Origin of the sequence: Xanthomonas sp. 3075 (assembly GCF_014197275.1) — a bacterium.
GTDB lineage: Bacteria > Pseudomonadota > Gammaproteobacteria > Xanthomonadales > Xanthomonadaceae > Xanthomonas > Xanthomonas campestris_B.
In genome coordinates, this window is sequence record NZ_JACIFI010000010.1 from 28,710 (window position 1) to 53,236 (window position 24,527).

A 24,527-nucleotide genomic window follows, 5' to 3' on the forward strand; every position below is an offset into this window, starting at 1 on the left:
TCCCACGCACAAGTCATCGATCCGGTTCTCGATGCGGTCGGCATCGACGCCGACCACACCGACGTCGTTGACACCTTCGGCGATCCAGTCGGCGACCAGAGCTGCCAGCCCTGGCCGTTGGCCGTGCAGCGAATGCAGAACGATCTTGCACGGATTCGGCATTGCGTTCTCAGGCAGATGCGCAGCCCCACTCAAGCCCGCGCAACCGCCTGTTCCACCGACGGGGTGCGCCAACCACTGCGTACGCCCCAGATGTAGAACACCACGCCCACAGCTGCGACCACGGCCAGATCGGTGCCGTAGCTGAGATAGCCATGGCCGCCGAAATCGCTGCTGCCGGCCCAGGACAGCAGCGCGATCACCGGCAGGTAGCAGATCATCCAGGCCGCGCCCCTGAGGTTGCGGCGCAGGTCCGGCCAGCCCTGCTTGGCCTGGTAGTAGCAGTACACCGGCAGCGCCACGACCATCAGCAGGATGATCTCGCCGGTCAGCGGCCAGCGCGCCCAGTACAGCAGCTCGGTGGCCATGACGAACGCCACGCCGGCCAGCACCGGCAATGCCGCGATGCGCAGCGGGCGATGCAGTTCCGGTGCGTGGCGACGCAACGCCATCGCGCTGATCGGGCCGGTGAGGTAGGAAATGATGGTCGCCACCGAGATCACCGCCGCCAGCGTGCCCCAGCCACGGAAGAAGAACAGGAACACGAACGACACCGCCAGGTTGAAGAACATCGCCACGCGCGGCACGCCCCACACCGGATGCAACTTGCCGAACGCGGCCGGCATGGTGCCGTTCTTCTCCATGCCGTAGACCATGCGTGCAGTGGTGGCGGTGTAGGTGATGCCGGTGCCGCTGGGGCTGACGAACGCATCGATGTACAGCAGCATCGCCAGCCAATGCAGGTTGACGATGATGGCCAGCTCGGCGAACGGCGAACGGAAATCGATGCCGTGCCAGCCGGCCTTGGCCAGCAACTCCGGCGGCACCGCGCCGATGTAGGCCACCTGCAGGATCACGTAGACCACCGTGGCCAGCGCGATCGACCCTAGCACCGCGAACGGAATGCTGCGACCGGGGTTGCGTGCCTCGCCGGCCAGGTTCACCGGACTCTGGAAGCCGTTGAAGCTGAAGACGATGCCGGCGGTGGCCACGGCGGTGAGCACGGCGGCCAGGTCGATCACGTGCGCATCGCCGTGGATGCCGACGCTGAAGTTCTCGCTGTGGAAGCCGCTGGCGATCAAGGCCACGCCGGTCGCCGCCGGCACCACCAGCTTGAACACGGTGATCAAGGTGTTGGAGCGCGCGAACAGCTTGACGCTCCAGAAATTGAGGAAGAAGTACACCAGCACCAACACCGCCGAGATCAGCAGGCCGGGGACCGACAACTCCCCCGCCCCGCCGGGTGCTTGCACATACAACCCCTGCGCCCAGGCCCATGGCCAGGAGGCCATGTATTGCACCGAGGCCTCGGCCTCGACCGGGATCACCGAGACGATGGCGATCCAGTTGGCCCAGCCGGCGATGAAGCCCACCAGCGAGCCATGCGAGTAATGACTGTAGCGCACCATGCCGCCGGATTCGGGGAACATGGCGCCCAGCTCGGCGTAGGACAACGCGATGGTGGTGATGATCGCCGCACCCAGGATCCAGGCCCAGATGGCGCCCGGCCCAGCCAGGCCGGCGGCGCGCCAGGCGCCGAATAACCAGCCGGAACCAATGATCGAGCCCAGACCGGTGAGCATCAGGGCGAAGGGGCCAACGTCGCGGCGCAGCGAATGTTCGGACATGAGGAGCCTGGCAGTGAGGACGCCGTGAACCGGCAACAAGCCGGTAATGATCGCAGAAGCGGCCGCTGCCCGTCAGTGCGTATTCAGTATCAGGTCGTATTGCACCGGTGCTGTGGTGCACAGATGGCCGGGCTGGTCGGGTTCGCTCACGCGACTGGGTACTGAAAAACGGCAGCGACCCCGCCGGCTGGGCCAGATCACGGGCAGGGTCTCGGTGCCACCGCGACGCGGCCTTTTAGATGCCAGTGCGCCTGTCCGCGCTGCGCGCGGCCGGATTTCAGCAAGGCATGCTCACGCTGCGCGATGAAGCGGAACAACGCTGATCCCTGCCATCAACCAACGATCCGGTTTGAACGCGTTGCCACCACGCGGCAGGGCATGCGGCGGCGCGGCGCGGCTGGGCGGCGGGATCGATCGCAGCGCGATGCCTGCTGGCGCAGTCATCGATGCACGACCACGCCATCACGACCAGGCCAGTGCCTTACCCATGGCAATCGGCGCCGGGTGCGCTGATATCCACACAGGTGCGCGCCTCACGCGGGATGCCGCGCAACGCGCGCACTTGCCCGGGGGTAAGCGCAAAGCTGTCCAGGGTCTTGCGCGCGCACGCCGGGGGTGCTGCCGTGTCGCCGGCCATACCTGCGAGGCAGTGTTCTTCATACACCAGGTAATGGCAGTGGCCGCTGCTGCTGGCCAGGCAATGCACGTTGGTTTCGGTGGCGGTGGCCAGGGTCTTGCTGAAGATCACATCCTCACCATTGGCAGTGGCACGGGTGATCGAGGTGGTGCCGTTGCGGTCGTGGCAGCCGGCCAACGCGAGCAGGCAATACACCAGGGAGGCGATCAGGCGCATAGCAGCAGTCCTTTCAGTCGATGCGATTGGGGGACATTGGAGCGGCTGACACAACGACTGCAGCCATCAGGCGGGCGAGGCCGGTGCTCGGAATCGGCGTGTACCACTCGGACACTCCGGTTCCTGCGCGCCGTCCATACCCACCTGAAGACCGCTTGCCACGTGGTGCCGGCCGTTCTTACATGCCGCGGAACAAGACCATGAAGGGCTGGCTGACGGTGAGCGTTTCGCTGCGGCCGCGCAGCGCCAGCCGGCCCTTGCCGGTGTCTTCGCGCACGACCGAGGCGACTGCCTTCATGTTGACGATGGTGGAGCGGTGGATCTGCTTGAACACCTGCGGGTCCAGCACGTCGAGCAACTCGCGCAGCGGCGTGCGCAACAGCGCTTCGCCGGCAGCGGTCATCACCGTGGTGTATTTCTGATCGGCCTGGAAATAGGCCACGTCTTCCAGCGCAATCAGCCGCGTTTCGCGGCCGCTGCTGGCGGTGATCCAGGCCAGCGGAGGTGGTGCGCTGGCCGCCGCCGGGCGCGCGGACAGGCGCTGCAGCAAGGCATCCAGCAGGCTGCCATCCGGCTGGCCGGCGGCGGCGCGCTGCTGCACGCGCTGCCAGGTCGCCTGCAGCCGCTCGCGGCTGATCGGTTTGAGCAGATAGTCCACCGCGCCGTGTTCGAACGCATCGATGGCGTACTGGTCGTACGCAGTGACGAACACCACCTGCGTGCGCGGGCTGACCTCGCGCAGCGCACGCGCCACCTCGATGCCGGTGAGCCCGGGCATGCGGATATCCAGAAACACCACATCGGGTTGTTGCGCGGCGATGGTTTCCAGCGCGCTGGCGCCGTCTTCGCATTCGCCGACGATCTGCAGTTGCGGGCACACCTGCGCCAACAGCGTCATCAGCGATTGCCGCAGCAGCGCTTCGTCTTCGGCAATCACCGCACGCAGCGCGCTCATGCCTGTACCTGCGCGGCGGGGATCTGCGCGTTAGTCAACGGTGGTGGCGCGTTGGCTGCGGCAAACTGCGCCGGCAGCGGCAAGCTGAGGGTGGCGGCCACACCGCTGGGGAAATTGGACACGATGGCAAAGCTCGCCTTGCCGGCGTAGATCAGCTGCAACCGCTCGCGCAGGTTCTTCAGGCCGATGCCGGTGCCCTGGCTGTAGTTGTTGAAGCCCTGGCCGTCATCGGCCACGGTGAGCGTGGCCTGGTCGTCCAGGCACCGCGCCAGGATCCAGATGGTGCCGCCACCGGGCTTGGGTTCCAGACCGTGCTTGATGGCGTTTTCCACCAAGGTTTGCAACATCATCGACGGCAGCTGCAGGGCGCGCAGCTCGTAAGGCACTTCCACCTGCAGGGCCAGGCGCGTGCCCATGCGAATGCGCAGAATTTCCAGGTAGGCCTGGGTGCGTTCGAGTTCATCGCCCAACGTGGACATCGCATTGTCGGCGCTGGGCAGCGAGCGACGCAGGTACTGGATCAGGTGCCCGATCATCACCTCCGCGCGCGGCGGGTCGGTGCGCGCCAGCACCTGCGCACTGGCCAGCGTGTTGTAGAGAAAATGCGGCTCGACCTGGGCGTGCAGCAGGTTCAGTCGCGCAACCGCCAACTCCTTTTCCATCACCGACTGCTCGGCGGCGGCCTGTTCGTCGCGACGCTGCTCGCCGACCCGGCGCACCACGGCGCGATTGATCGCCTCGGCGTTTTCGTAATTGCTGCCTTCGTCCACCGCGAACAGGTCCACCCAGGCACCGGCATCGGGCTCGCACAGCACGGTGACGCTGCTGGTGCCCTGCCCCGGCGCGATCGTCACCAGCACCTGGTTGCGCTTGATCGCAAAGCGCGCAAACAGATTCCAGCGCGAGGGCTGGCGTCCTTCGTACGGATCGATCCGGCGTACCTTGGCGCGGATCAGCAGACTGCCTGGCGCGCATTCGATGTCCTGCACGCGCGGCAGGGCGCGCACGGCGTCCTCGACCACGGCGAAGCTGGCCTGCACGTCCAGCGGCACTTCGATCTGCCGGCGCTGACGGGTCGACAAGGTGTCGTGATCCAGCCGCCCGGCGATCAGACGGACCCGCCGCACATGCGTGACCGCGCTCATCAAGGCCAGCGTCAGCAGCACGATGCAGATCAGCGCGAAGAACGAGCCGGTGGAGCCGAACAGCTGCGCCCACATGATCCCGGCCACGACCAGCGCCGCGATCCAGGCAAACACGATACGCACGATCAGGAAGATGCTGGCGGACACGGATGGGCAACTCGGTGGATGGGACGCGCCGAGCATAGCCGGCAAGCGATCGGCCGAAAGCCCCGGGCGACGAATGGCCGCCGGGGCGCCTTCAACCGCCTGGATCGCGGAGCGAATCCCCCACTGCCGAGCGGTGGCAGGTGCAGGCGCGCACGGTATGCTTGGCGCACTCGGCCGTGCCGGCATGCCGTCGATGACGGTCGCCGCGCAACACCCTCGCTGCCGCGTGCGCTGCGCTGCTGCCACATACGTCCAGCCGCAGCGCGCCGCTGACATCCTCACCCCCAACGCTCCAGGAGTCGCATGCACCGTCGTCATTTTTTGCAGAGCGCCGGCCTCGCCCTCGCGGCCGCTTCCACCGGCAGTTGGGCCGCAGCGCGCAGCCCCGGCGGGGTGTCGTCCACACCGGTGCCGATTGCGCCAGGCGATGTCCTGCCGGGCCAGTTCGCGGCGCCGCTGCCATTGGCGCCGATCCGTGCATCGGTCGATCGCATCATCGCGATCAGTGGCTGCACCCGGCCATTCCGTGCGCAGGGGCCGCGGATCGAGGCAGAACGCATCGGCCGCAAGACGGTGGTCCACAACTACGGACATGGCGGCAGTGGCTGGTCGTTGTCGTGGGGCGCGGCCGAACATGCACTGCGACTGGTGCGCGCGGCCGACGCCGATGCCCGCGAGCTGGCGGTGATCGGCTGCGGCGCGATCGGGCTGACCACCGCCTTGGTGGCGCAACGCGCCGGCCTGCGCGTGCGCATCTATGCACGCGAGCGCTTGCCGGACGTGCGCTCGTTCTATGCCACCGGGGTGTGGTCGCCGGACTCGCGCATATGCACCAGCGAACACGCCACTGCGGAGTTCAAGACCCGCTGGGAAGAGATGGCGCGCATCTCGTTTCGTCGCTACCAGACCTTGCTCGGCTTGCCGGGCGAGCCGATCGAATGGCGCGACGGCTATGCGTTGTCGGATGTGCCGTTCGATCAGCCGATCGCCTCGGCCGAAGCGCACGAGCCGGACTACCCGTCGCTGGAGCGCGAACTGATCCCCGACCTCGGCCCGCACTCGCAGCCGGTCGCGCCGGGCAGCCATCCGTTTCCGGTGCCGTTCGTACGCCGCTACAGCCAGATGACCTTCAATATCAGCGCCTATGCGCGGCTGTTGATGGACGACTTTCTGCAGGCTGGCGGCGAACTCTACACGCGCAGTTTCGAGCACCCGCGCCAGTTCGGCGACTTGCGCGAGAAGATCGTGGTCAATGCCACCGGCTATGGTGCGCGCGCCTTGCTTGGCGACGACAGCGTCATCCCCGTGCGTGGCCAGACCGCCCGCCTGATCCCGCAACCGGAAGTGACCTACGGGCTGATCTGGCGCGGCCACAATCTCAACGTGGTGCCGCGCCGTGATGGACTGCTGGTGCAGGCGCAAGGCGCCAACGACTTCAACAACGCCGATGGCAGCGCCGATCGCGCGGCTTCGGAAGCGGCCGTGCGTGAGTTGGCGCGATTATTTCCTTCGGTCTGACCCGGCTCGCAAGCGTTGACGACATCAGCCGTCGCTGAGTGAGGCCTGCAATGCGCGGGCCAGAGCCGCATCGCCGCTGACCAGTTCGTCCCACCGCAGCACCACGCCCTTGCGCCTGCCCTTCTCGACCAGCTTCAAGCCTTGCGGATCGAGGATCAACGTATAGGTCTGTTCGCCGATCTGCAGTTCTCGGCGCAGCGGCCTGTCCAACGGCGTCATGGCATCTCCCGGTGCGAAGGTCAGCCTGCGTTGTAACGCATCTGGCGCGAGAGCGTGCAGGCAGCAGCTCGCTGCAATGCACTGCCGATGCGGCGGCCGCATCGTTGCGCACAGGTAGCGCCGTGCGCAGCGGTGCCTGCATCCGCCACCGACATGCTCCTCCTGCACTTGCTTGCGTGCTCGGCAACCTCGGTACGATTGGGTGCGATGTGCAGCGCATGCAGATGGTCTTGGTGGCGTTGTCGCCTGCGTCACGGCACAGGTCGTCATCGCATCGGGATCACTGCATCCACCAATCCTGCTAACACCTCGGCCATTAGCGTAGCGGTCATGCCAGACCGCTTGAATGCAATCACGACACCGCTGCATGCCAGACGTTGCATTACGTCGGTGCTGCACGACCGATCGTCACCAAGATGCAGGCCTGCAAGCAGTTGAAGCATGACGACCACGCAGTGCGCCGCACTGCGTTATTGCCTTATCCCGATAGGAGCCGCCAATGGCGATCACCACGATTGAAGAGCTTTTTGTCCACGAACTGTCCGATATCTACAGCGCAGAAAAGCAGCTGACCAAATCGCTGCCGCGTCTGGCGCGCGCTGCGACCGAGCCCAAACTGGTCGAAGCATTCGAGCTGCATCTGGAGGAAACCCAGGGCCAGATCGAACGTATCGATCAGATCGTCGAATTGCTCGGCATCAAACTCAAGCGCATCAAGTGCGCTGCGATGGAAGGTCTGGTCGAAGAAAGCCGCGAGGTGATCGACGAGATCGAGGCCGGCCCGGTGCGCGATGCTGCGCTGATCGGTGGCGCACAAAAGGTGGAGCATTACGAGATCGCCTCGTACGGCACCATTGCAGCGATCGCCAAGCAACTGGGTTACGCCGATGCGATCACGCTGTTGCTCGCAACGTTGGACGAAGAAAAAGCAACCGATGAAAAGTTGACCTTGCTTGCAGAGCAAGGCGGCAAGCAGAAGGCATCCAAGGCCAGCAAAGCGGCCTGATGCATCGCGCAGACGGCGTCGCCGCCTGCGCGCGTCCGCACCACTGCGGACACCCCTCGATAGCCAGCCTCGGCCTACTGCCTCGCAGCTTGCGTGGCAGTTTTCGCCGGGCGCCAGCCAGAAAATACGATCCATGTTCATGCACAACAAACGTTTGGTGCGCTGCGCTTCTTGATGACGCGCGAAGTGGCGCATCAGAAGTCGTTCGAGAAAGCGCTGTACGCGATCGAGCCGAACGTCCCGCCAGGCAAGCTGCCGGGCGACCCGCGCTCTACCGATACTTACTACACTCTGTCGCAAGGCGAAGGCGACATGGCCGGCCCATGGAATGCCGGCGAACAATGGGACGTGGTCGCAGACCGCGAACTGCAGTCCGCAGTGGACGGCGGCGATGGTTCGGCCGGGGTCGCGCTGGATGCGACGCAAACCTAGGCAGTGGACGCGATGTCGCTACGCTTGCTGTCCAACCCGGAGCTGGATCGGGTCAGCGGCGCCGACCTGGGCGCAGGCCCGGATGCAGGCTCCACGACTGGCGATATCCAGCGTTAAACCCTGGTGTCTGATGCACCACATCTTTGGCCCGGCTCGTGCGCGACCCGGGCTTTTTGTTGACACAAAGCGCCTGGCGAGACGCACCAGTGAAGCATGCGCATCTTCATGGCTGCGCCCGTCTACATGTCGATGGCATCGAGCGACGCACGATACGCATCCACCTTTCCAAGCGCGGCGCAGCACCAGTTCTGCACGACGTCACTGGTTGCGATGCCATCGATGCGCGTCGTTGCGTCGCAATCCATGCCGAGCCGTTCACGGGTCTACGGGATCGCTGTGCACGCTGAACAGATCGCTCCTTGAAGCGCCTGCTTGCGCACCGCATTAACCGGTGCGGCGCGCACGATGCGCCTGCGCGTCGTCTGATGGCATACCGGCCTGGAGTTACCCATGCTCGACACTCTGCTCCGTGGCCGTCGCATTCTTGTCGTGGAGGATGACTATCTGCTTGCCGAATCGCTCAGCGACCTGATGACGGAAGCCGGGGTCCGGGTGATCGGCCCGGTCGGCAACGTACCCGAAGCGCTCTCGCTGGTGGCATCGGGGTACGCCCTCGATGGTGCATTGCTGGATGTCAACGTGCGCGGCCAGCTGGTGTTTCCGGTGGCCGATGCCTTGATAGCGCGCGGCGTGCCGTTTTCCTTCTGCTCGGGCTACGACCGCTGCGCCCTGCCGCCACGCTTTGCGCATCTGTCCTACTGCATGAAGCCATCTAACCCGCGCACCATCACCGCCTTGCTAAGCAATCAGACACAGCCTGCCTAACGTGGCTGGTCGGCAGTATCTGCGTCTGTATCTGCGTGTGAGTCGCCGGCCTGCTGCAGGGCGCGTTCTTCCTCGCCCAGCTGATTGAGCAGGTCGACGGCAGACTGATGCGCGCCGCGCAATGTGTCCATCGGTTTGGACGCCTCGCCGCGCAGCGCGTACAGCGCAAACCCCATCACATTGAGGCGGTTGCGCAGCTGATGCAGCAACTCGCGGCGGCGTCCATGGGGGGCGTCGGTCACGCTGTTCCCTTATCGCCGAGCCGGTTGTGCAACGTACGCACACTGATGCCCAGTTCGCGCGCAGCGGCCTTCTTGTTGAACCGTGTGCGTGCCAGCGCGGCTTCGATCATGGCGTCCTCGGCCTGCCGCATGGTCCAGCCAGCGGGAATCAACAAGCCATCTTGATCGGCCTGCGGCACGGTCTGCTCCACCTCCGGCGCGCTCAACAAATCGCCGTCCGATCGCAGATACAGATAACGGATGAACGAGCGCAGCTCGCGCACATTGCCTGGCCAGGCGTGATAGGCCAGATAGCGCAGCAGCGACTTGGTGGGCAACTTGCGCGCACCGTACTGGACATTGAGCTCGTCGATCACGCGCAGCGCGAGCAGACGCGCATCGCCGCGACGCTCGCGCAGCGGCGGGACCTGGATCGGGTATTCGTTGAGCCGGTAAAACAGATCCTCGCGCAGCACGCCGTGCTCGCGTTGCACATGTTGGTGCGTTGCCGCCACCACGCGCGCATCCAATGCAATTTCCTCGCTTCCACCTACGCGCATGAAGCTGCGCGACTCGATCGCACGCAGCAGATAGACCTGCAGGCGGCTCGGCATTTCGCCGATCTCATCCAGAAACAGCGTGCCATCGGCCGCCTGCTCCAGGAATCCGGCGTGGCGACGCTCCGCGCCGGTGAAGCTGCCGCGCTCGTGGCCGAACAACTGACTGGCCAGCAGCTCTTCCGGGATGGCGCCGCAATTGACCGGCACAAAGCGACCGCGGCGCCCGGACACGCGATGGATGGCACGCGCAACCAGATCCTTGCCGGTACCGGTTTCCCCCGTCACCAGCACATTCAGATCGGTCGGCGCCACGCGCACGATGTCCTTGCGCAACAGCACGATGCTGTCGCTGTTGCCGATGATGCCCAGGTTGCCCTGCTGCGCTTCACGCAAACCACCGAGCACACGTTCCAGGCGTTCAGGCGCAAACGGCTTGGTCAGGAATTCGCTGACGCCGAACTGCTGTGCGCGGCCCTGTGTTTCATAAGCGTAGTCCCCCGACACCACGACGATCTGCGGCGAGTGATCCGGGCCGAGCCGTTCGATGAGATCGAAACCGCTGCCGTCGGGCAGGCCAACGTCCACCACCAACAGGTCAGGGAAGTTGCTATCCAACCAACGGCTGGCTTCACCAAGCGTGTGCATCCCCTTGGCATGGAAGCCACTATCGGTGGCCAACTCCACCACCTGATCGCAAAACTCCACGTCGTCGTCGATGATGGCGCAGGAAAGTCGGTCCATGAGCGCTTTTGTCCGCAATGACTGGTACATGTTCAGTTGGAAATTGTGATGGCATCGCGAAGACACGCTAGCTCACCACAGCGAGATTACCCCTCCCCTGCGACCACAGGTCGGTCCAGCGGCCCCTTTCCCAAGCAGAGCTCGCCGCACTGAGTGTGCACGAAGTACGCACGTCGGTGCTGGATATTGCTAGTGCCAAGCGTCACGGTTGAGGCCGATGGCCGCGTCGAATCCATCGAAAACGCCAGCGGGCGCAAGATTTGGAAGAGGCTGGATGGTTGGCACGCAGTCCGCAACGCGGGCATGCCCTCGCTGAGGGATCAGCTCGCTTGCGCCGCTGTCTCCGGTTCAGCACGCCAGTAGACGCTGACGTGGACCACGCGCGCTGCGGCGCGTGAGCAAACCCGCATTGCATCCGACAGGTTCGCGACATGAGCACCAGCGTACCCGCTTTCCACAGCGACTGTACGCAAAGCGCATGGAACATTGTGATCTGGCGCTAGCCTGTGCGGCACCATCGGTACTGCGCGTCTAACGCGTGCGGCATGTGGTTTCAACGCTTCTCGGAACCATCTGGTCGCTCGTAGTCGCGCTCAGGGTCTGCCTTGTTCACATCACGGTCCTCATCAGGCATGTCATGGACTTTCCGCTCCACATCCTCATTGCGTTGTTCCTGCGGCGTAAACGGCTTTTTCTGGTCATCTCCCGGACCCCACGGCTTCTTCGGCTCGCTACCCATTGCTGGTCTCCTGCATCTGGTGTCGTAGCACCACGCTAGGCGGGCATCCATTGCAACACAGTGAACGGCGCCACGCGATGGTGTGAAGTGGCTGCCCATGGCGCGGGCGACGACGCACGCTGACGTGCCGGCTTCCCAATGCGTTGCACGGTCGCTGCCGCACTGCAGCTAAGAGCGGCTAACACAACGACTTCGCGTCAGCCTACTGCAGGCCGGCCATCTGCGGCCTGGCTGCAGGGCCCTTGCCCGCCCAGCGTCGCGGGACACGCTGCAAGTACGTCCTTGTAAGCGCTTACGCGGCATCCATGCCGCGTAAGGTCGCGCGACGCTGGGCGGGCAAGGACCAGTCGAGATGGTCGGCATGCATGGGTTTAAACCAAGCAACCAGCGGAGTCTCTGGTGCGGTGTCCTCGCCGCTTGCGGGACCGTGTGGCGGCATGGATGCCGCCACCGAGCCTCCAGGGATGGATTCACGGCGTGTCCCGCGAGCGGTGAGGGCACCGCGCCCTCGACCCACTCAGTGTTTGATCTGGACTTCTGACTGCATCCACCAAGATACGGTCGACGAAACCACTGCACTCACTGACAGGCGCTCGCTAGGTTTTGTTAGCTGCTCTAAAGCGAAGGTTGCACTCGCATATGCTGTCGGTTTCCAGCTGCGAGGCATCGTTGAGTGTGCCGTCACGCCTTTCCTTGGCAGGCATGAGACGCCAGCGAAGCAGTGCTGGCAGCGGCCCCACCGCACCACAGCTGCATCAGCACACATGCCGCCTACATTGCCTAGCCCGGATATTTACGTTCGCGTGCACACACTGCAGCTCACGTCGTGCTTCATCCCTCAGGAGACATCCATGCCCGTACCCAACTATCCACGCCCGCCGTTCAAGCCGCAGCAGCAGAGCTTCCCTGGTCGAACCGAGAAGATGGACCCTCGCCCGGATCATGGTGAAGACAGCTATGTCGGCCACGGCCAGCTGATCGGCAAGCGTGCATTGATTACCGGCGGCGACAGCGGCATCGGCGCAGCTGTGGCCATCGCTTATGCGCGCGAAGGCGCCGATGTGGCGATCGCCTATCTTCCCGATGAGCAAGAGGAGGCCGCCAGGATCGGCGCGCTGATCGAGAAGGCCGGTGTCAAGGCATTGCTGGTGGGCTGCGACATCAGCGACCCCGCCCAGGCGGCCGCGCTCATCGACAAGGTCAACAGCGCCTTCGGTGGCCTGGATATTCTGGTCAACAACGCCGGCTACCAGAAATATTTCCAGAGCTTCGAAGACATCACACTGGACGAATGGCGCAAGACCTTCGATACCAACGTGCATGCCGTGTTCCATCTGGTGCAGCTGTCGGTACCGCTGATGCGGGACGGTGGCTCCATCATCAATACTGCCTCTGTACAGTCCAAGAAGCCCACGCCGAACATCCTGCCCTACGCCGCGACGAAGGGCGCATTGGCCAATCTGACCATCGGCCTCGCCGGCGTGCTGGCCGACAAGCACATCCGGGTCAACGCGGTATTGCCCGGCCCGATCTGGACACCATTCATTCCTGCCGGCATGGATGAAGAGTCGGTGCAGAACTTCGGCAGCCAGACGCCGATGGGACGCCCTGGCCAACCGGTCGAGTTGGCATCGGCATACGTGATGCTGGCAGCCGACACCGCCAGTTACACCTCCGGCACCTTGCTCACCATTGCCGGTGGTGCAGTCACGCTGTGACGCCATAACGGACTATCGAGCGCCACGCACGCGTCAAGCCCGCATCGGTCCCACACCGATGCGGGCTTTTCTTCGCGCCAGCGTGCAATTGCTTGGCGAGTGCGGCTCTCGGCGAATCTTTGTTGCCTGCTGCCAAGCGCCCGCTAGCAAAAATCCCGATCTGCAGTGAGGTTTCGGTCAACGCCGCGCTCGCGTGGCACCCACCCGCCGTTCCATCGGCGCTGTGTCGCGCAGACTGCCTGGGTGAGCAGTGAGTTGGTGAATACGGCGCCCAGGGTGGGGAAAATCAGCACATGCGCCGTGCGCGATTGCGGCAGCGCGCGGCCGAATCCATCGGCGATGAGCCCGTCACCCATCGACGCAGCGGAATGCCTTTTCTGAAAAGGACGGATGACCCACGACACTCGCCTGGATCGCACCACACACCCTGCAGTGTTCGGCAATCCGCCTCGGCCAATCAGTTCAGTCGGCCGGACTTGGCACGCAGCGCCTTCGCGTGTTCCAGATGTTGCGCGATGGTTTCGCGTGCGCGCTGCAATTCCTTGCCCAGATCGCTCGACCCCGGTTCACTGCTCAGCTGCGGATCCAGCAAGGTCAATGCCTGCTCGTGACTGGTCACGCTGGCCTGCAGATACTGGGTTTCAAATTCATGGCCGTTCAACCCTTCCAGACGCTTGCGCGTGGCTTGTGCACGCGTCGATGCGGCCTGCGCCAGGGTGCCATCGCGATCAGGCGCGAACCGGCTCAGGTCGGTCAGCGCGGCGCTATGCGCCTCGTCCATCTTGCGGGCGAATTGCAACGATTCGCCGCCTAGACCCTTGACGACCGCCAATTGCGCCAGGCTGCGCTCTTGTTCGTTGAATACAGCCAGTGCACCGAGTGCCTGCTTGCGCTCTACGGTGACAGTGACGCCGCTGCGTAACGGATCGCCGTGCGGCGGCGTGGCGCTATTGGTCGCTGGTCCCTTCCGCGTAGGCGATTGAATATCGCGGTCGTGACGGGTATCGCTGGCCTTGTCGCCACCTTGATCCTGACGACGCTGCCATGCCTTGTAGGCCACGTAACCCACGGCGCCTGCGGTCACCATCTTGAAAATTCCCATGTCGTTCTCCTGAGTGATCGCACCTGGCGATCGTGACGGTTGGGTTCGCATCGTCGATGCACGCGATAGGTGCATGGTGTCGAACAGCTGAGTTCGAGCGTGCGAGGACGTCGGTTATCCAGGCGTGACCTACGCATCAACGCGGCGTCGCCGACCGGCCGCGTCCACACCATGCGCACGCGGCGTGCTGACGGATTTAACGGCGCGCTGAGAACACTGCATCGCATTGCCGCGCACCGACGGCCTTCAGGAGATCCACATGCTTGCCCTCAACTACCATGGCTCCCACGATGTGCGGGTAGAGACCGTCCCCGATCCGGTTCTTGTCGAACGCGACGATCTGCTCCTGCGTGTCACCGCCACGGCCATCTGCGGCTCGGATCTACACCTGTATCGCGGCAAGATTCCCGATCTGCGGCATGGCGATGTGCTTGGCCACGAATTCATGGGCATCGTCGAAGACGTCGGCCCGGACGTCACTGCGGTCAAACGCGGCGATCGCGTGGTGATCCCGTTCGTGGTCGCCTGCGGGCGCTGCTTCCATTGCGTGCTGCAGGAGTTCTCTGCCTGCGAAACCACCAATACCGGCAAGGGCGCAGCGCTCAATCACAAGGACATGCGCCCGCCTGCGGCGTTGTTCGGTTTCAGTCACTTGTATGGCGGCTTGTCCGGCGGCCAGGCCGAGTATGTGCGCGTGCCCAAGGCCAATGTCGGGCCGCTGGTCGTGCCAGATGCATTGCACGACGAGCAGGTCTTGTTCCTGTCCGACATCCTGCCAACCGGCTATCAAGCGGTCATCGACGCTGGCGTCAAGCAAGGCTCGACCGTGGCGATCTTCGGCGCAGGCCCGGTGGGGCTGATGGCGGCGGCATGCTGCCGCATGCTCGGGGCCGAACGCATCTTCATGGTCGACCGCCATGCCTATCGCCTGGACTTTGCCTCCAAGGCCTACGGCATCATCCCGATCAACTTCGACGATGTCGACGATCCGGCCGATGTGATCGTGTCGCAAACCGATGGACGCGGCGTGGATGCCAGCATCGAAGCGGTGGGCTTCGAGGCCGAAGGCAGCACACTCGAAACCGCGTTGACCACCTTGAAACTGGAAGGCAGCAGCGGCGTGGCAATACGTCAATGCATCGCGGCCACGCGGCGCTGCGGCGTGGTCAGCGTGCCGGGCGTGTATGCCGGCTTCATCCACGGTTTCATGTTCGGCGATGCCTTCGACAAGGGGCTGACCTTCAAGATGGGCCAGACCCATGTGCAGAAACACATGCCGCATTTGCTGGAATGCATCGGCAATGGCGAGCTCAAGCCGAACGCGATCATCTCCCATCGCCTGCCACTGGCCGATGCGGTGCGCGGATACGAATTGTTCGACAAGAAGCAGGACGATTGCCGCAAAGTGGTGTTGACGCCGTAACCCCGACAGACACACCAACGCAAACGGCGATATTGGGCGTACTCAATCCAGCGGCTTGGCCGGTACGAACGGCGAGACCGGATCGCTGGCAGGAAAGGTTTCTTCCAGCGCATCGTCCTGCAACGCATCCTGCTTTTCCTTTTCGCTACGCTGAGCATCGTGGTCGGGCGCCTGTTCGGGCGCATCAATGCGCTGATGTGCAATCGTCATGGGAATCTCCTGCCGCGTTGATGCGGACTGCTCAACGTTACGGTGGCGCGCCAGCGGCATCGGTGAAATGCGTCTTCGCACGGGCACGACAAAGGCGAACGGTTGTGGATGAGCGCGCGGCCGGGAATGAGACGCACACCACTTTAGGAGTGGACTCATCCATCGCAGGCCCAGCTGGCCTGCGTGTGTGAGCGCGCAGTGCGTCGCGGGCGGGTCACCACGTTTGCAGCGCATGGCGACCTCTTCCAGATCGACCTGAGGTGCCCGGCTCCCGCACCTGGCACCTCAGGTGCCAGTAGCGACCCGCCACACGCATCGATCTACGCGCGCCATTCCGACGCAATCACCGTGGCGACGATGGAGCGCGCATCCGCGAAGGGCATGCACGCACACCGGCAGGATGGGCAAACGCTGCGCTGTGCACGGCGGGACCGGTTCACACCCCCGCACGCCCAGGGTGTATGGTGCAGGGGCGGGGCCGGAGTCCGGTATCGCCTTCATTCTCTTTCGGCCTTCTCCATCAAGAATCTCTGCGAACGTTGCGACGCCGTCTGTTGCCGGCTCACCGTCATGGTCGACCCATCCGACCGCATCCCCAACCACCTGACCACCGTGACGCCGCAAGGCTGGCACGTGATGGCGCGTGACGAGGAAGGCTGGTGCGTGGCCCTCGATTCGGCGCGCATGTGCTGCTCGATCTATGAAACGCGCCCGGCGATCTGCCGGCGTTTCGTCATGTCCGGGCCGTATTGCCGCGACGTGCGTGCCACCTACGACGACCAACGCCGGCGGGGCATTCCCTTGACGCTTTACAACGCATGAGGATTTCGCCATGAACAACTCCCGTCGCCAGTCGATGACCGTGAGCAATCAGCCGGGCAAGCCGCGCTTGTCCGAGCAGCGTCTGGCCGCCGATCTCGAAGCGTTTCAGCAATCCGGTGGCGCGATCGAGCGCCTGGGCGACACGCCGCTGCGTCGCGACAAGAAGCGTGGCGAGCCCGAGGTCGCACCCGCTGCCGCAACCAAACCGGCCGCCAAAGCCGAATAAACGCGCTGCGACAGCGCACGATGTGTCGCTGTCGCGGCCATGCCGCACCGATGGAGATCAGCTAGCCCCAAGCCTGCCGCATGCAAGCGTGGGCCGGCAGCGCCAGGCGCAAGGCCAGGACGCAGGCAGACATCCGGGGCCTCGGCAGTGCCGCCGCTCACCGCGAACACCCGTCAGCCTGCAACCGCAGCCTGACCCAGCCACCATGCACCGCACGCTCCATGATGGCCCGCAGCGCTCGACGCTTAGGCCGGCCTCGCGCCGGCACCTGGCCCACCCGGCACTACAGCAACTGCGCGCGATCGATCGCTCCGATGCCTTGCGCCAGTGATGCCATTTCGTTGGCCAGGTCGATCATGTCGCCACCGGCCTGCGCCGCAATGGCCATGATGCGTTGATACGCGTCCCAGAAATCCGGTCCACGGCCGTAGGCATCGTGGAATCCTTGCAGCTCCAGGAGCAGCCGATCGGACACTTGCATGTCGGAACGGTCCATTGTGTTACCTCGCTGGGAAACCCGGCCCGCAGCTTATACCTGTTCACGTTGCAAAACCGGCGCTTCCCGGGCACATTTTCGTTCAAACCTGAACTGGTTAGACGGGCGCCATGCCACGACCTGGTTGCGCCCTGGCTCGACTTTCGCCGCCGCTCGGCCTGCAGAGATTGGTCGCCTGCTGCATGGCCGATGCGCCGCAGGCCACCACGATGGAACAACCCGGGATCTCCCGCACCAGCGCGGCTGAATGCCGCCAGCCCTACCCGCTGCAATCCCTTGCAGGACCAGCGCCAGGGCACCGAAGCGTGCGCATTCCCGTGTAAAATGTGCGGTCTTTGCCCGTGAAATCATGGCGAAAGTTCTCCAACGGGCGCCTCTGTCAGGCCCGGCCTTTATTCGCCTGCTCGCGCGCCTCACCGATGCCCATGTCGCCCAGTCCAACCATGCGCTGGCCGACCGGCTCGGCCAGTGGATCGATTGGACGCGCGCAGTCGCCGTCTCCAAGGCGCTGGATGGCAAGCTGCCCGAAAGCGAGCCGTTGCCGGACACGCGTCCGCTCGACGTGGAAACCTGCGCGCGCGTGCGCGCGGCGCTGACGACCAGCAGCGTGGCCGAGCTGGACACTGTGGTGGCACGCGTGCGTGCCGAGGCCCGCGCAGCCGTCCAAGCCGAGGTGCCTGCGCCCATGCCCGACTACGCCCCGTTTCGGCAGCACTACCTGGCGATGCAACGCGCCATGCGCACCGCTACCGGCGATCTGCGTGGGCGGCTGCGCGACATGCTGGCACTGGTATCCAGCGACATGGCGCGGCTGGCCGAAGTGGATGCAGTGATGGAACTGACGCTCAGCCCGCGCGAGCAGACGTTGTTGGGGCACGTACCGAACCTGCTCGGTGCGCACTTCGAACGCCTGCGCACTGCTGCGCAGGCGCCAACTCCGGCAGCCGATGGCGATACCGCGCCACGCGCGGTGTCCGATGGCTGGCTGGATGTGTTTCGCAAAGACATGCAGAGCGTGTTGCTCGCCGAACTGGATGTTCGTTTTCACCCGATCGAAGGCCTGCTTGCAGCGCTTCGTACCCGCTAACTGGGACCTCATGTTCAGAACTCTCGTACACGTGTGTGTGTTTGTCGTCGGCCTGTTGGCGGTTTGCTGGGTCGGTATCGGTTATCTGGGTTCCAACCCGCTGGGTGCCTGCATCGCAGCGGTGATCGGCGCCTGTTACGTGGCCGGCGCCGTAGAGCTGTACCGGTACCGCCAGGCCAGCGCAACGCTGGACGATGCCGTTGCGGCATTGACCACCGCGCCATCAGCATTGGGCGAATGGCTGGAGCGGCTGCATCCGAGCCTGCGCAATGCGGTGCGTCTGCGCATCAAGGGCGAGCGCGTGGCCTTGTCCGCTCCCGTGCTCACGCCGTATCTGGTCGGCCTGCTGGTGTTGCTTGGCATGCTCGGCACCCTGCTCGGCATGATGGCCACGCTCAAGGGCACCGGTTTTGCGTTGCAAAGTGCCACCGATCTGCAGGCCATTCGCGGCTCGCTGGCCGCACCGGTGGAAGGGCTGGCGTTTGCGTTCGGCACCTCGATTGCCGGTGTTGCCACATCGGCAATGCTGGGACTGTTGTCGGCGCTGTGCCGGCGCGAGCGGCTGCAGGCCGTGCAGCGGCTGGACCTGAAGATCGCCACCGACCTGCATCCGCATTCGGACGCGCACCAGCGTGGCGAAGTCTTCAAGCTGCAACAGCAACAAAGCGCCTTGATGCCGGCGTTGATCGATCGGCTGCAGGCGCTGATGAGCACCATCGAACAGCAGAGCATCGCTGCCGACGCGCGTCTGGCCGCGCAGCAGGCCGAGTTCCACGCCAGGAGCGAGGCGGCGTATGTGCGTCTGGCCACGTCGATGGAGCAATCGCTGCAGGCCGGCGTTGCCGACAGCGCACGCGCGGTGAGCGCGGCATTGCAGCCGGCGATGGAAGCCACCATGGCCAGCATTGCGCGCGACACCGCCACGCTGCATGAGCACCTCACCCAGTCGGTGCAGCAACAGCTCGATGGCATCACCCGCGGTTTTCAACACAGCGCCACCACTGCCGCCGCGCAGTGGACCACCGCGCTCACTGCACAGGAACACGCGCAGCAGGCGCTGGATGCGCAACTGCAGAGCACGCTGGAGCAGATCGCCCGGCAGACCACCGCGCTGCACGATGGCGTGAGCACCGCCGTGCAGCAGCAATTGCACGGCCTCAACGACGGCTTCCAGCAAAGCGCACGCACCGCTGCCGACCACTGGCAGGCCGCATTGGCCGCGCAGGAACGTGCGCAGCAAGCGCTCAACGAACGGTTGCAGACCACACTGGAACAGATCGATCAGCGCAGCACGGCCATGCAGGACGGCGTGACTCACGCAGTCCAGCAGCAGTTGGCCGCACTCACCGATGGGTTCGAACGCAGCAACGCCGCCACCGCCGACAACTGGGCGGCAGTGCTGGCCGAGCAGCAACGCGCCACCGCGTCGCTGAGCACGCAATTGCACGCCACGCTCGAACAACTTGCCCAGCAGACCACCGCATTGCAGGACGGCGTGCAGCAGGCCGTGCAACAACAGCTCGATGGCCTGAGCAGCGGCCTGGAAACCAGCACGGCCGCCGCAGCGGCCAGCTGGACTTCGGCCGTGGCCGAGCAGCAACGTGCAAACCATGCGCTCACCCAGGAGTTGCAGAGCACGCTGACGCAGTTCGCCAGCACCTTCGACGCCCGCTCCAGCGCCTTGGTCGATGCGGTGTCCAAGCGCATGGATCAGTCCAGCAGCGCGGCGGCCAACGCCTGGAACGACGCACTGGCGCAGCAACAAGACGCCAGCGCCGCGTTGGCCACCCAGCACCAGAGCGCACTCGCCGCGGCAACCGCCAGCTTCGATGCGCATGCCGCCGCATTGGTCGGCACCCTGCAGCAATCCCACACCGACCTGCAGGCCGCGCTGGAAGCGCGCGACAGCCAGCGCCTGGCGCTGTGGAGCGAGCGCTTCACCGCGATGAGCGCGGCCCTGGCCACGCAGTGGGAACGCACCGGCGAGCGCGTCGCCCAGCAGCAGCAGGCGATCTGCGAGACCCTGGCCAGCACCGCCAGCGAGTTGTCCACGCAGGCGCAGGCACAGGCCAGCGCCACCATCACCGAAGTGGCGCGCCTGATGCAGATCGCCTCCGAAGCGCCCAAGGCCGCCGCCGATGTGGTGGCCGAGCTGCGCCAGAACCTGTCCGAGAGCATGGTGCGCGACACCGCCATGCTGGAAGAGCGCAGCAAGCTGCTCGCCACGCTGGACACCTTGCTCAACGCGGTCAACCACGCCTCCACCGAACAACGCGCAGCGGTGGATGCGCTGGTCACCACCTCGGCCGACCTGCTGCAACGCGTGGGCACGCAGCTCACCGAACAGATCGGCAACGAGACCGGCAAGCTCGGAGAAGTGGCCGCGCATGTCAGCGGCAGCGCGGTGGAAGTGGCCAGCCTCGGCGAAGCCTTCGGCATGGCGGTGCAGTTGTTCAGCGGCTCCACCAGTGAGCTCAACGCGCGCCTGCAACACGTCGCCAGCGCACTGGATGCCTCACTCGCCCGCAGCGACGACCAGCTGGCGTATTACGTGGCGCAGGCGCGCGAAGTGGTCGATCTCAGCATGCTGTCGCAAAAGCAGATCATCGAAGAACTGCGTCAGCTCGATCGCGGCCGTCACGATGCCGGCAATGCCGATGCGGGCGAGGCCACCACGGCATGAGCGATGAGATCGATATCGACGGCGAATCGGGCACACCGATCTGGGCCGCTTTCGGCGACCTGATGTCGGTGTTGCTGGGCGCGTTCGTGCTGATCCTGGTCGGCGTGATCGGTGTGCAGTTGCAGCTGTCCAGTCGCTTGGATGAAGAGGTCAAGCAACGCCAGGCCGAAGCGCAGCGCCGCAAGACGCTGGAACAGGCGCTGGCCGCGCCGCTGGCCGCCGGCCGCGTGACGCTGGTCGATGGGCGCATCGGCATCCGCGGCAACGTGTTGTTCGCCTTCAATTCCGACCAATTGCAGCCGGAGGGCCGCGAAGTGCTGAAGACGCTCGCCGCCCCATTGTCCGAATACCTGGCCTCGCGCGAGGAGATCCTGATGGTCAGCGGCTTTACCGACGACCGCCCGGTGCTGGGCGGCAACCGTCGCTACGCCGACAACTGGGAACTGTCCGCACAGCGCGCACTCACCGTGACGCGTGCGCTGATCGCCGAAGGCGTGCCGGCATCGTCGGTGTTCGCTGCGGCGTTCGGCTCGCAACAGCCGGTGGATTCCAATGCCGACGAAGCGCGCCGCGCAAAGAACCGACGGGTGGAGATCGCACCGATCGCGCGCCCGTCCACGTCGCGTGGGCCCGCGTCCGCACAGCCAGCACCGGCCGCAGCGGCGCGATGAGCACGCAAGCGACATCCGTACACGCGCGGCTGGAACGCTGGCGCGGCCAGGGTGCCGACCAGCTGGACCCGGTGCATTTCCATCTGATGCAGACGTTGGCGACGCGTGCGCAGACGCAGAGCGGTGCAGTGCGCGCGGTGCTGGAAGAGAAGCTGGATGCGTTGGTCGATGCCTATGCGGCGACGGTAAAGAAAGCAGCGCGCCGTCGTGCAATCAGCCATGCTGTTCCAGGTGCTGTGCAACGCAGCGCGCTGGGCGCATTGACCGAGCAGATGGCAGGCCATGCGGCGTTGATGGAGGTGGACAGCAGAAAGACCGCCGCAGCCGACCCAAGCCTGTTCCCGGAGTTGCCAGCACTGGACGATTTCCGCCGCACCTGGACCACGGTGCGTACCGCCAGCCAGGTGCGCCAATCGCTGCAGGACGCACCCAAGGACGCCGGCCCGCTCAATTCCAGCGTACTGGTACACCGCTGCATCAGCCTGATGCGCGAGCGCTCGCCCGGCTACCTGCAGCACTTCCTCGGCTATGTCGACGCGCTGTCGTGGCTGGAACAACTGCACAGCGGTGGTGCGTTGGCCAACGATGACCCGGCACCGGTGGCGCCGGGCAGGAAGCGCAGCAAGCGACCGTCCACGCGTCGCAGTTAGAGCGACCAATCGCATCACGGCGTGTCTCAGAACCGCAAACGCACGCCCACCGTCCAGCTACGCGGCGCACCGGGATACACCCATTGCTCGCTGTAGGAGAACGCAGCGTAGCGGCGATCAGTGAGGTTTTCGACCTTGGCATACAGGCGCAGGCGCTCGCTCAGGTCGTAATGACCGACCAGGCGCCACACCGTGTACGCGGGCAGCACGAAGTCGGTATTGCTATCCACCGAGCCCAGCCGCTCACCGGTATGCAACACGCCCACGCCCAACGCTGCACTGCGCTTGCCGGTCAACGGCTGCTCGTAGTTGACCAGGGCATTGCCGGCGAAGCGCGGCACGTTCGGAAATTGTCGCCCTTCGGCCAACCCGGTGCCGGCGGCGGCGGCGCTGCTGCGCGTCACCTGCGAATCGGTATAGGCCAGGCCCACCGATGCGGCCAGGCGCGGAGTCACACGACCGAGCAGATCCAGCTCCACACCCTGACTGCGCATCTGGCCCACCGGCAGCGAAAAGCTGATGTCGGCCGGGTCCAGGCTCAGCACGTTCTTCTTGTCGATGCGGAACGCGGCCAGCGTCGCTTCCAGTCCATCGCCGGGTTGCACGTATTTCAGCCCGGTCTCCAGCGAACGGCTTTTCTCGGGTGCGAAGCTCTGGCCGCTGGCGCCCACTCCGCTGTTGGGACGAAAGCCCGCCGCCGCACTCGCATACAGCGACAACGCATCGTCGATATGGAAGATCATCCCGGCCCGCGGGCTGACCACGCCATCGGACGCGCGCTGCGTGGTGCCGCGCAGCTGGTTGTCGAGATCTTGCTGGTAGTGGTCGTAGCGCAGGTCGAGCAAGGCCTTCCAGCGCGCGCCGAGATCGAGCTGATCCTGCGCATACACGCCCCACACCTGCTGACGCTCCTCGGTATCGGTGGTCGTGGCCAGCCGCCCCGGCTGCGCCACGCCATACTGCGGCGCGAGCACGTCGATGCCGTACGGCGTGGCAGCCGAGCGTGCACGCTGCTGAAAGCGGCTGTCGTCGAAGCGATTGCCGTCGATGCCGAACAACACATTGTGGGTGACGCTGCCCGCCTGCAGGCTGCCGAGCAGTTCGGCACGTGCGGCGATATCGCGGCCCTGGTAATCGCGGTAGCGGCGTTCGCGCCGCAGCGTGCGGTCGTCGGCCTGCAGCGTCCACGGCTCGGTCGAGAAACCGCGCATGCCGCTGTCGCGATAGGTCGCCCCGCCCTGCAACGACCAGGTCTGATTCAAGCCGTGCACCACAAATACCTGATGCCCGGTGGAATGCAGATCGATATCGCCATCGCGCGGTTCGCCCAGAAAACGCGACGCCGGCAGCCGGTTGGCATCGCCATTGATGGCGGTCACGCCGCGATCGAACGGCGTATGGATACGCACGAATTCCAGCTCATACGACACCGTGGTATCGGGCGTCGGCATCCATAGCAGCGACGGCGCCAGCAACGTATTGTCGCTATCGACGGTGTCGCGGAAGCTGTGCTGGTCCTTGTGCATCACATTCAGGCGATAGGCCAGGTTTTCGCCCAGCGGGCCGGTGCTATCCACCGCGGCGCGATAACTGTCGAACCGGCCTGCCGACAGGTCCACGCTGTGCTGGGGCTGGAACAACGGTTTTTTGGTGACGATATTGACCGCACCGCCCGGCTCGCCGCGCCCGTACAACGCCGACGCCGGGCCCTTGATCACTTCGATGCTCTGCGTATTGGCCGCATCGCGCAGGCCGTTGTAACCACGGCTGGCGTTGAAGCCGTTGACCATGTAATCGGAGCTGAAATTCGGGTCGCCGGTGAAGCCGCGCATCGAATAGCTATCCCACAACCCACCCAGGTTGTTGGCCTTGGTGATGCCGCTGGCCAGTTCAAGCGCACCGGCCAGATCGGTGACGCCGGCATCTTGCAACAAGGTCTGATCCAGCACGCGCGCACTGATCGGCAGGTCGCGCAGCGGCGCATCGGTCTTGGTGGCGCCGGTGACGCTCAACGCGCGATACGGCGTGTACTGGCTGCGCACCTGCATCGCATCCAGGTCGCGCGTCTGCGGCTCGGCGGCCTGGGTAAACGGACTGACGCCTGCAGCACAGGTCAGCATACTGAGGAGGGGCAGCATGTGCGCCGGAAGGCGGCGCGGCATGGACACGGACATCGGGCAGGACTCCTGAAGGGCATGGCGCAGTGGCCGTGTCGCAGATGAAAGATCTGA

At 64.9% G+C, this 24,527-nt stretch carries 24 protein-coding genes, 1 other RNA gene and 1 pseudogene; 14 read left to right on the top strand and 12 right to left on the bottom strand.

The genetic code is table 11. From position 1 onward, the window contains the following. Window positions 1-191: 191 nt before the first annotated feature. Entirely contained in the window at window positions 192-1,787 is a 1,596-nt protein-coding gene (locus tag GGR62_RS10975) for an APC family permease (protein ID WP_184407938.1), read from the bottom strand. A gap of 481 nt (window positions 1,788-2,268) precedes the next feature. Further along, complete coding sequence (locus tag GGR62_RS10980; RefSeq protein ID WP_184407939.1) at window positions 2,269-2,640, bottom strand: hypothetical protein; 372 nt, start codon at window positions 2,638-2,640, stop codon at window positions 2,269-2,271. A 98-nt stretch (window positions 2,641-2,738) separates the two neighbouring features. On the opposite strand from GGR62_RS10980, the gene GGR62_RS10985 reads away from it, so the two are divergent. Continuing rightward, window positions 2,739-2,814: non-coding RNA, sX9 sRNA (locus GGR62_RS10985), on the top strand. Window positions 2,815-2,818: 4 nt separating this feature from the next. On the opposite strand, the gene GGR62_RS10990 is transcribed toward GGR62_RS10985, so the two are convergent. Both GGR62_RS10990 and GGR62_RS10995 read right to left on the bottom strand, forming a co-directional pair. After that, window positions 2,819-3,595 carry a LytTR family DNA-binding domain-containing protein gene (locus GGR62_RS10990; RefSeq protein WP_184407940.1) on the bottom strand — a complete coding sequence of 259 codons (777 nt, stop codon included), beginning with the start codon at window positions 3,593-3,595 and terminating at the stop codon, window positions 2,819-2,821. Continuing rightward, window positions 3,592-4,887, bottom strand: a complete 1,296-nt coding sequence (locus GGR62_RS10995; RefSeq protein ID WP_184407941.1) for a histidine kinase — start codon at window positions 4,885-4,887, stop codon at window positions 3,592-3,594. The genes GGR62_RS10990 and GGR62_RS10995 overlap by 4 nt, the downstream gene beginning before the upstream one ends. Window positions 4,888-5,190: 303 nt before the next feature. Here GGR62_RS10995 and GGR62_RS11000 point away from each other — a divergent pair, with 303 nt between their 5' ends. Next, entirely contained in the window at window positions 5,191-6,405 is a 1,215-nt protein-coding gene (locus GGR62_RS11000; RefSeq protein WP_184407942.1) for an FAD-dependent oxidoreductase, read from the top strand. 24 nt (window positions 6,406-6,429) lie between these two features. Here GGR62_RS11000 and GGR62_RS11005 read toward each other — a convergent pair whose 3' ends face one another. Then, a complete protein-coding gene (locus GGR62_RS11005; protein ID WP_184407943.1) occupies window positions 6,430-6,624 on the bottom strand; it encodes a hypothetical protein in 195 nt (64 codons plus the stop codon). A 499-nt stretch (window positions 6,625-7,123) separates the two neighbouring features. Between GGR62_RS11005 and GGR62_RS11010 the strand changes: the two genes are divergently transcribed. From GGR62_RS11010 to GGR62_RS11025, 4 genes and pseudogenes are all read left to right on the top strand, one after another. Beyond that, window positions 7,124-7,630, top strand: a complete 507-nt coding sequence (locus GGR62_RS11010; RefSeq protein WP_184407944.1) for a ferritin-like domain-containing protein — start codon at window positions 7,124-7,126, stop codon at window positions 7,628-7,630. A 159-nt stretch (window positions 7,631-7,789) separates the two neighbouring features. Beyond that, window positions 7,790-8,179 (top strand): annotated as a pseudogene (locus GGR62_RS11015) (manganese catalase family protein); the annotation flags it as partial. A gap of 96 nt (window positions 8,180-8,275) precedes the next feature. After that, window positions 8,276-8,485 (top strand): hypothetical protein, encoded by a 210-nt coding sequence (locus tag GGR62_RS11020; protein ID WP_184407945.1) that lies wholly within the window; start codon window positions 8,276-8,278, stop codon window positions 8,483-8,485. An 87-nt stretch (window positions 8,486-8,572) separates the two neighbouring features. Then, a complete protein-coding gene (locus GGR62_RS11025; protein ID WP_184407946.1) occupies window positions 8,573-8,947 on the top strand; it encodes a response regulator in 375 nt (124 codons plus the stop codon). Here the strand turns inward: GGR62_RS11025 and GGR62_RS11030 are convergent. From GGR62_RS11030 to GGR62_RS11040, 3 genes are all read right to left on the bottom strand, one after another. Next, window positions 8,944-9,189: a hypothetical protein gene (locus tag GGR62_RS11030; RefSeq protein ID WP_184407947.1), complete on the bottom strand. Its 246-nt coding sequence runs from the start codon at window positions 9,187-9,189 to the stop codon at window positions 8,944-8,946. The two genes, GGR62_RS11025 and GGR62_RS11030, sit on opposite strands and share 4 nt — an antisense overlap. Then, window positions 9,186-10,469: a sigma-54 dependent transcriptional regulator gene (locus GGR62_RS11035; protein ID WP_184407948.1), complete on the bottom strand. Its 1,284-nt coding sequence runs from the start codon at window positions 10,467-10,469 to the stop codon at window positions 9,186-9,188. The genes GGR62_RS11030 and GGR62_RS11035 overlap by 4 nt, the downstream gene beginning before the upstream one ends. Before the next feature lie 553 nt (window positions 10,470-11,022). Then, complete coding sequence (locus GGR62_RS11040) at window positions 11,023-11,208, bottom strand: hypothetical protein (RefSeq protein ID WP_184407949.1); 186 nt, start codon at window positions 11,206-11,208, stop codon at window positions 11,023-11,025. 851 nt (window positions 11,209-12,059) lie between these two features. Between GGR62_RS11040 and GGR62_RS11045 the strand changes: the two genes are divergently transcribed. Further along, entirely contained in the window at window positions 12,060-12,926 is an 867-nt protein-coding gene (locus GGR62_RS11045; protein WP_184407950.1) for an SDR family oxidoreductase, read from the top strand. 457 nt (window positions 12,927-13,383) lie between these two features. Here the strand turns inward: GGR62_RS11045 and GGR62_RS11050 are convergent, their stop codons facing one another. Further along, on the bottom strand, window positions 13,384-14,028 hold the full coding sequence (locus GGR62_RS11050; protein WP_184407951.1) for a DUF4142 domain-containing protein: 645 nt from the start codon (window positions 14,026-14,028) through the stop codon (window positions 13,384-13,386). Window positions 14,029-14,287: 259 nt separating this feature from the next. Between GGR62_RS11050 and GGR62_RS11055 the strand changes: the two genes are divergently transcribed. Then, on the top strand, window positions 14,288-15,451 hold the full coding sequence (locus GGR62_RS11055) for a zinc-dependent alcohol dehydrogenase (protein ID WP_184407952.1): 1,164 nt from the start codon (window positions 14,288-14,290) through the stop codon (window positions 15,449-15,451). A gap of 42 nt (window positions 15,452-15,493) precedes the next feature. Here the strand turns inward: GGR62_RS11055 and GGR62_RS11060 are convergent, their stop codons facing one another. Then, the gene (locus GGR62_RS11060; RefSeq protein WP_184407953.1) at window positions 15,494-15,661 is read right to left on the bottom strand and encodes a hypothetical protein; all 168 of its coding nucleotides are present in this window, start codon (window positions 15,659-15,661) and stop codon (window positions 15,494-15,496) included. A gap of 381 nt (window positions 15,662-16,042) precedes the next feature. Here GGR62_RS11060 and GGR62_RS11065 point away from each other — a divergent pair, with 381 nt between their 5' ends. Together GGR62_RS11065 and GGR62_RS11070 are read left to right on the top strand one after the other, a co-directional pair. Beyond that, on the top strand, window positions 16,043-16,483 hold the full coding sequence (locus tag GGR62_RS11065) for a YkgJ family cysteine cluster protein (protein ID WP_184408057.1): 441 nt from the start codon (window positions 16,043-16,045) through the stop codon (window positions 16,481-16,483). A gap of 10 nt (window positions 16,484-16,493) precedes the next feature. Further along, window positions 16,494-16,709: a hypothetical protein gene (locus GGR62_RS11070; RefSeq protein ID WP_184407954.1), complete on the top strand. Its 216-nt coding sequence runs from the start codon at window positions 16,494-16,496 to the stop codon at window positions 16,707-16,709. 283 nt (window positions 16,710-16,992) lie between these two features. Here GGR62_RS11070 and GGR62_RS11075 read toward each other — a convergent pair whose 3' ends face one another. After that, complete coding sequence (locus tag GGR62_RS11075; RefSeq protein WP_184407955.1) at window positions 16,993-17,205, bottom strand: hypothetical protein; 213 nt, start codon at window positions 17,203-17,205, stop codon at window positions 16,993-16,995. A 349-nt stretch (window positions 17,206-17,554) separates the two neighbouring features. On the opposite strand from GGR62_RS11075, the gene GGR62_RS11080 reads away from it, so the two are divergent. Genes GGR62_RS11080 through GGR62_RS11095 form a run of 4 tightly spaced genes read left to right on the top strand, consistent with a single transcriptional unit; the run spans window position 17,555 to window position 22,296 of the window. After that, complete coding sequence (locus tag GGR62_RS11080; RefSeq protein WP_184407956.1) at window positions 17,555-18,292, top strand: DUF3348 domain-containing protein; 738 nt, start codon at window positions 17,555-17,557, stop codon at window positions 18,290-18,292. A 10-nt stretch (window positions 18,293-18,302) separates the two neighbouring features. Then, complete coding sequence (locus GGR62_RS11085) at window positions 18,303-20,975, top strand: DUF802 domain-containing protein (RefSeq protein WP_184407957.1); 2,673 nt, start codon at window positions 18,303-18,305, stop codon at window positions 20,973-20,975. Beyond that, on the top strand, window positions 20,972-21,646 hold the full coding sequence (locus GGR62_RS11090) for an OmpA family protein (protein ID WP_184407958.1): 675 nt from the start codon (window positions 20,972-20,974) through the stop codon (window positions 21,644-21,646). Before GGR62_RS11085 ends, GGR62_RS11090 begins: the two co-directional genes overlap by 4 nt. Then, window positions 21,643-22,296: a DUF2894 domain-containing protein gene (locus GGR62_RS11095; protein ID WP_184407959.1), complete on the top strand. Its 654-nt coding sequence runs from the start codon at window positions 21,643-21,645 to the stop codon at window positions 22,294-22,296. Before GGR62_RS11090 ends, GGR62_RS11095 begins: the two co-directional genes overlap by 4 nt. A 26-nt stretch (window positions 22,297-22,322) precedes the next feature. Here the strand turns inward: GGR62_RS11095 and GGR62_RS11100 are convergent, their stop codons facing one another. After that, the gene (locus tag GGR62_RS11100; RefSeq protein ID WP_184407960.1) at window positions 22,323-24,470 is read right to left on the bottom strand and encodes a TonB-dependent siderophore receptor; all 2,148 of its coding nucleotides are present in this window, start codon (window positions 24,468-24,470) and stop codon (window positions 22,323-22,325) included. Between the last annotated feature and the right edge of the window lie 57 nt (window positions 24,471-24,527).

Excerpts from the sequence above, each read along its gene's own strand:
- GGR62_RS10975 (WP_184407938.1), bottom strand. The coding sequence starts at position 1,787 with ATGTCCGAACATTCGCTGCGCCGCGACGTTGGCCCCTTCGCCCTGATG.
- GGR62_RS10980 (WP_184407939.1), bottom strand. The coding sequence starts at position 2,640 with ATGCGCCTGATCGCCTCCCTGGTGTATTGCCTGCTCGCGTTGGCCGGC.
- GGR62_RS10990 (WP_184407940.1), bottom strand. The coding sequence starts at position 3,595 with ATGAGCGCGCTGCGTGCGGTGATTGCCGAAGACGAAGCGCTGCTGCGG.
- GGR62_RS11000 (WP_184407942.1), top strand. The coding sequence starts at position 5,191 with ATGCACCGTCGTCATTTTTTGCAGAGCGCCGGCCTCGCCCTCGCGGCC.
- GGR62_RS11005 (WP_184407943.1), bottom strand. The coding sequence starts at position 6,624 with ATGACGCCGTTGGACAGGCCGCTGCGCCGAGAACTGCAGATCGGCGAA.
- GGR62_RS11010 (WP_184407944.1), top strand. The coding sequence starts at position 7,124 with ATGGCGATCACCACGATTGAAGAGCTTTTTGTCCACGAACTGTCCGAT.
- GGR62_RS11020 (WP_184407945.1), top strand. The coding sequence starts at position 8,276 with ATGCGCATCTTCATGGCTGCGCCCGTCTACATGTCGATGGCATCGAGC.
- GGR62_RS11025 (WP_184407946.1), top strand. The coding sequence starts at position 8,573 with ATGCTCGACACTCTGCTCCGTGGCCGTCGCATTCTTGTCGTGGAGGAT.
- GGR62_RS11035 (WP_184407948.1), bottom strand. The coding sequence starts at position 10,469 with ATGGACCGACTTTCCTGCGCCATCATCGACGACGACGTGGAGTTTTGC.
- GGR62_RS11040 (WP_184407949.1), bottom strand. The coding sequence starts at position 11,208 with ATGGGTAGCGAGCCGAAGAAGCCGTGGGGTCCGGGAGATGACCAGAAA.
- GGR62_RS11045 (WP_184407950.1), top strand. The coding sequence starts at position 12,060 with ATGCCCGTACCCAACTATCCACGCCCGCCGTTCAAGCCGCAGCAGCAG.
- GGR62_RS11050 (WP_184407951.1), bottom strand. The coding sequence starts at position 14,028 with ATGGGAATTTTCAAGATGGTGACCGCAGGCGCCGTGGGTTACGTGGCC.
- GGR62_RS11055 (WP_184407952.1), top strand. The coding sequence starts at position 14,288 with ATGCTTGCCCTCAACTACCATGGCTCCCACGATGTGCGGGTAGAGACC.
- GGR62_RS11060 (WP_184407953.1), bottom strand. The coding sequence starts at position 15,661 with ATGACGATTGCACATCAGCGCATTGATGCGCCCGAACAGGCGCCCGAC.
- GGR62_RS11065 (WP_184408057.1), top strand. The coding sequence starts at position 16,043 with ATGCACGCACACCGGCAGGATGGGCAAACGCTGCGCTGTGCACGGCGG.
- GGR62_RS11070 (WP_184407954.1), top strand. The coding sequence starts at position 16,494 with ATGAACAACTCCCGTCGCCAGTCGATGACCGTGAGCAATCAGCCGGGC.
- GGR62_RS11075 (WP_184407955.1), bottom strand. The coding sequence starts at position 17,205 with ATGGACCGTTCCGACATGCAAGTGTCCGATCGGCTGCTCCTGGAGCTG.
- GGR62_RS11080 (WP_184407956.1), top strand. The coding sequence starts at position 17,555 with ATGGCGAAAGTTCTCCAACGGGCGCCTCTGTCAGGCCCGGCCTTTATT.
- GGR62_RS11085 (WP_184407957.1), top strand. The coding sequence starts at position 18,303 with ATGTTCAGAACTCTCGTACACGTGTGTGTGTTTGTCGTCGGCCTGTTG.
- GGR62_RS11090 (WP_184407958.1), top strand. The coding sequence starts at position 20,972 with ATGAGCGATGAGATCGATATCGACGGCGAATCGGGCACACCGATCTGG.
- GGR62_RS11095 (WP_184407959.1), top strand. The coding sequence starts at position 21,643 with ATGAGCACGCAAGCGACATCCGTACACGCGCGGCTGGAACGCTGGCGC.
- GGR62_RS11100 (WP_184407960.1), bottom strand. The coding sequence starts at position 24,470 with ATGTCCGTGTCCATGCCGCGCCGCCTTCCGGCGCACATGCTGCCCCTC.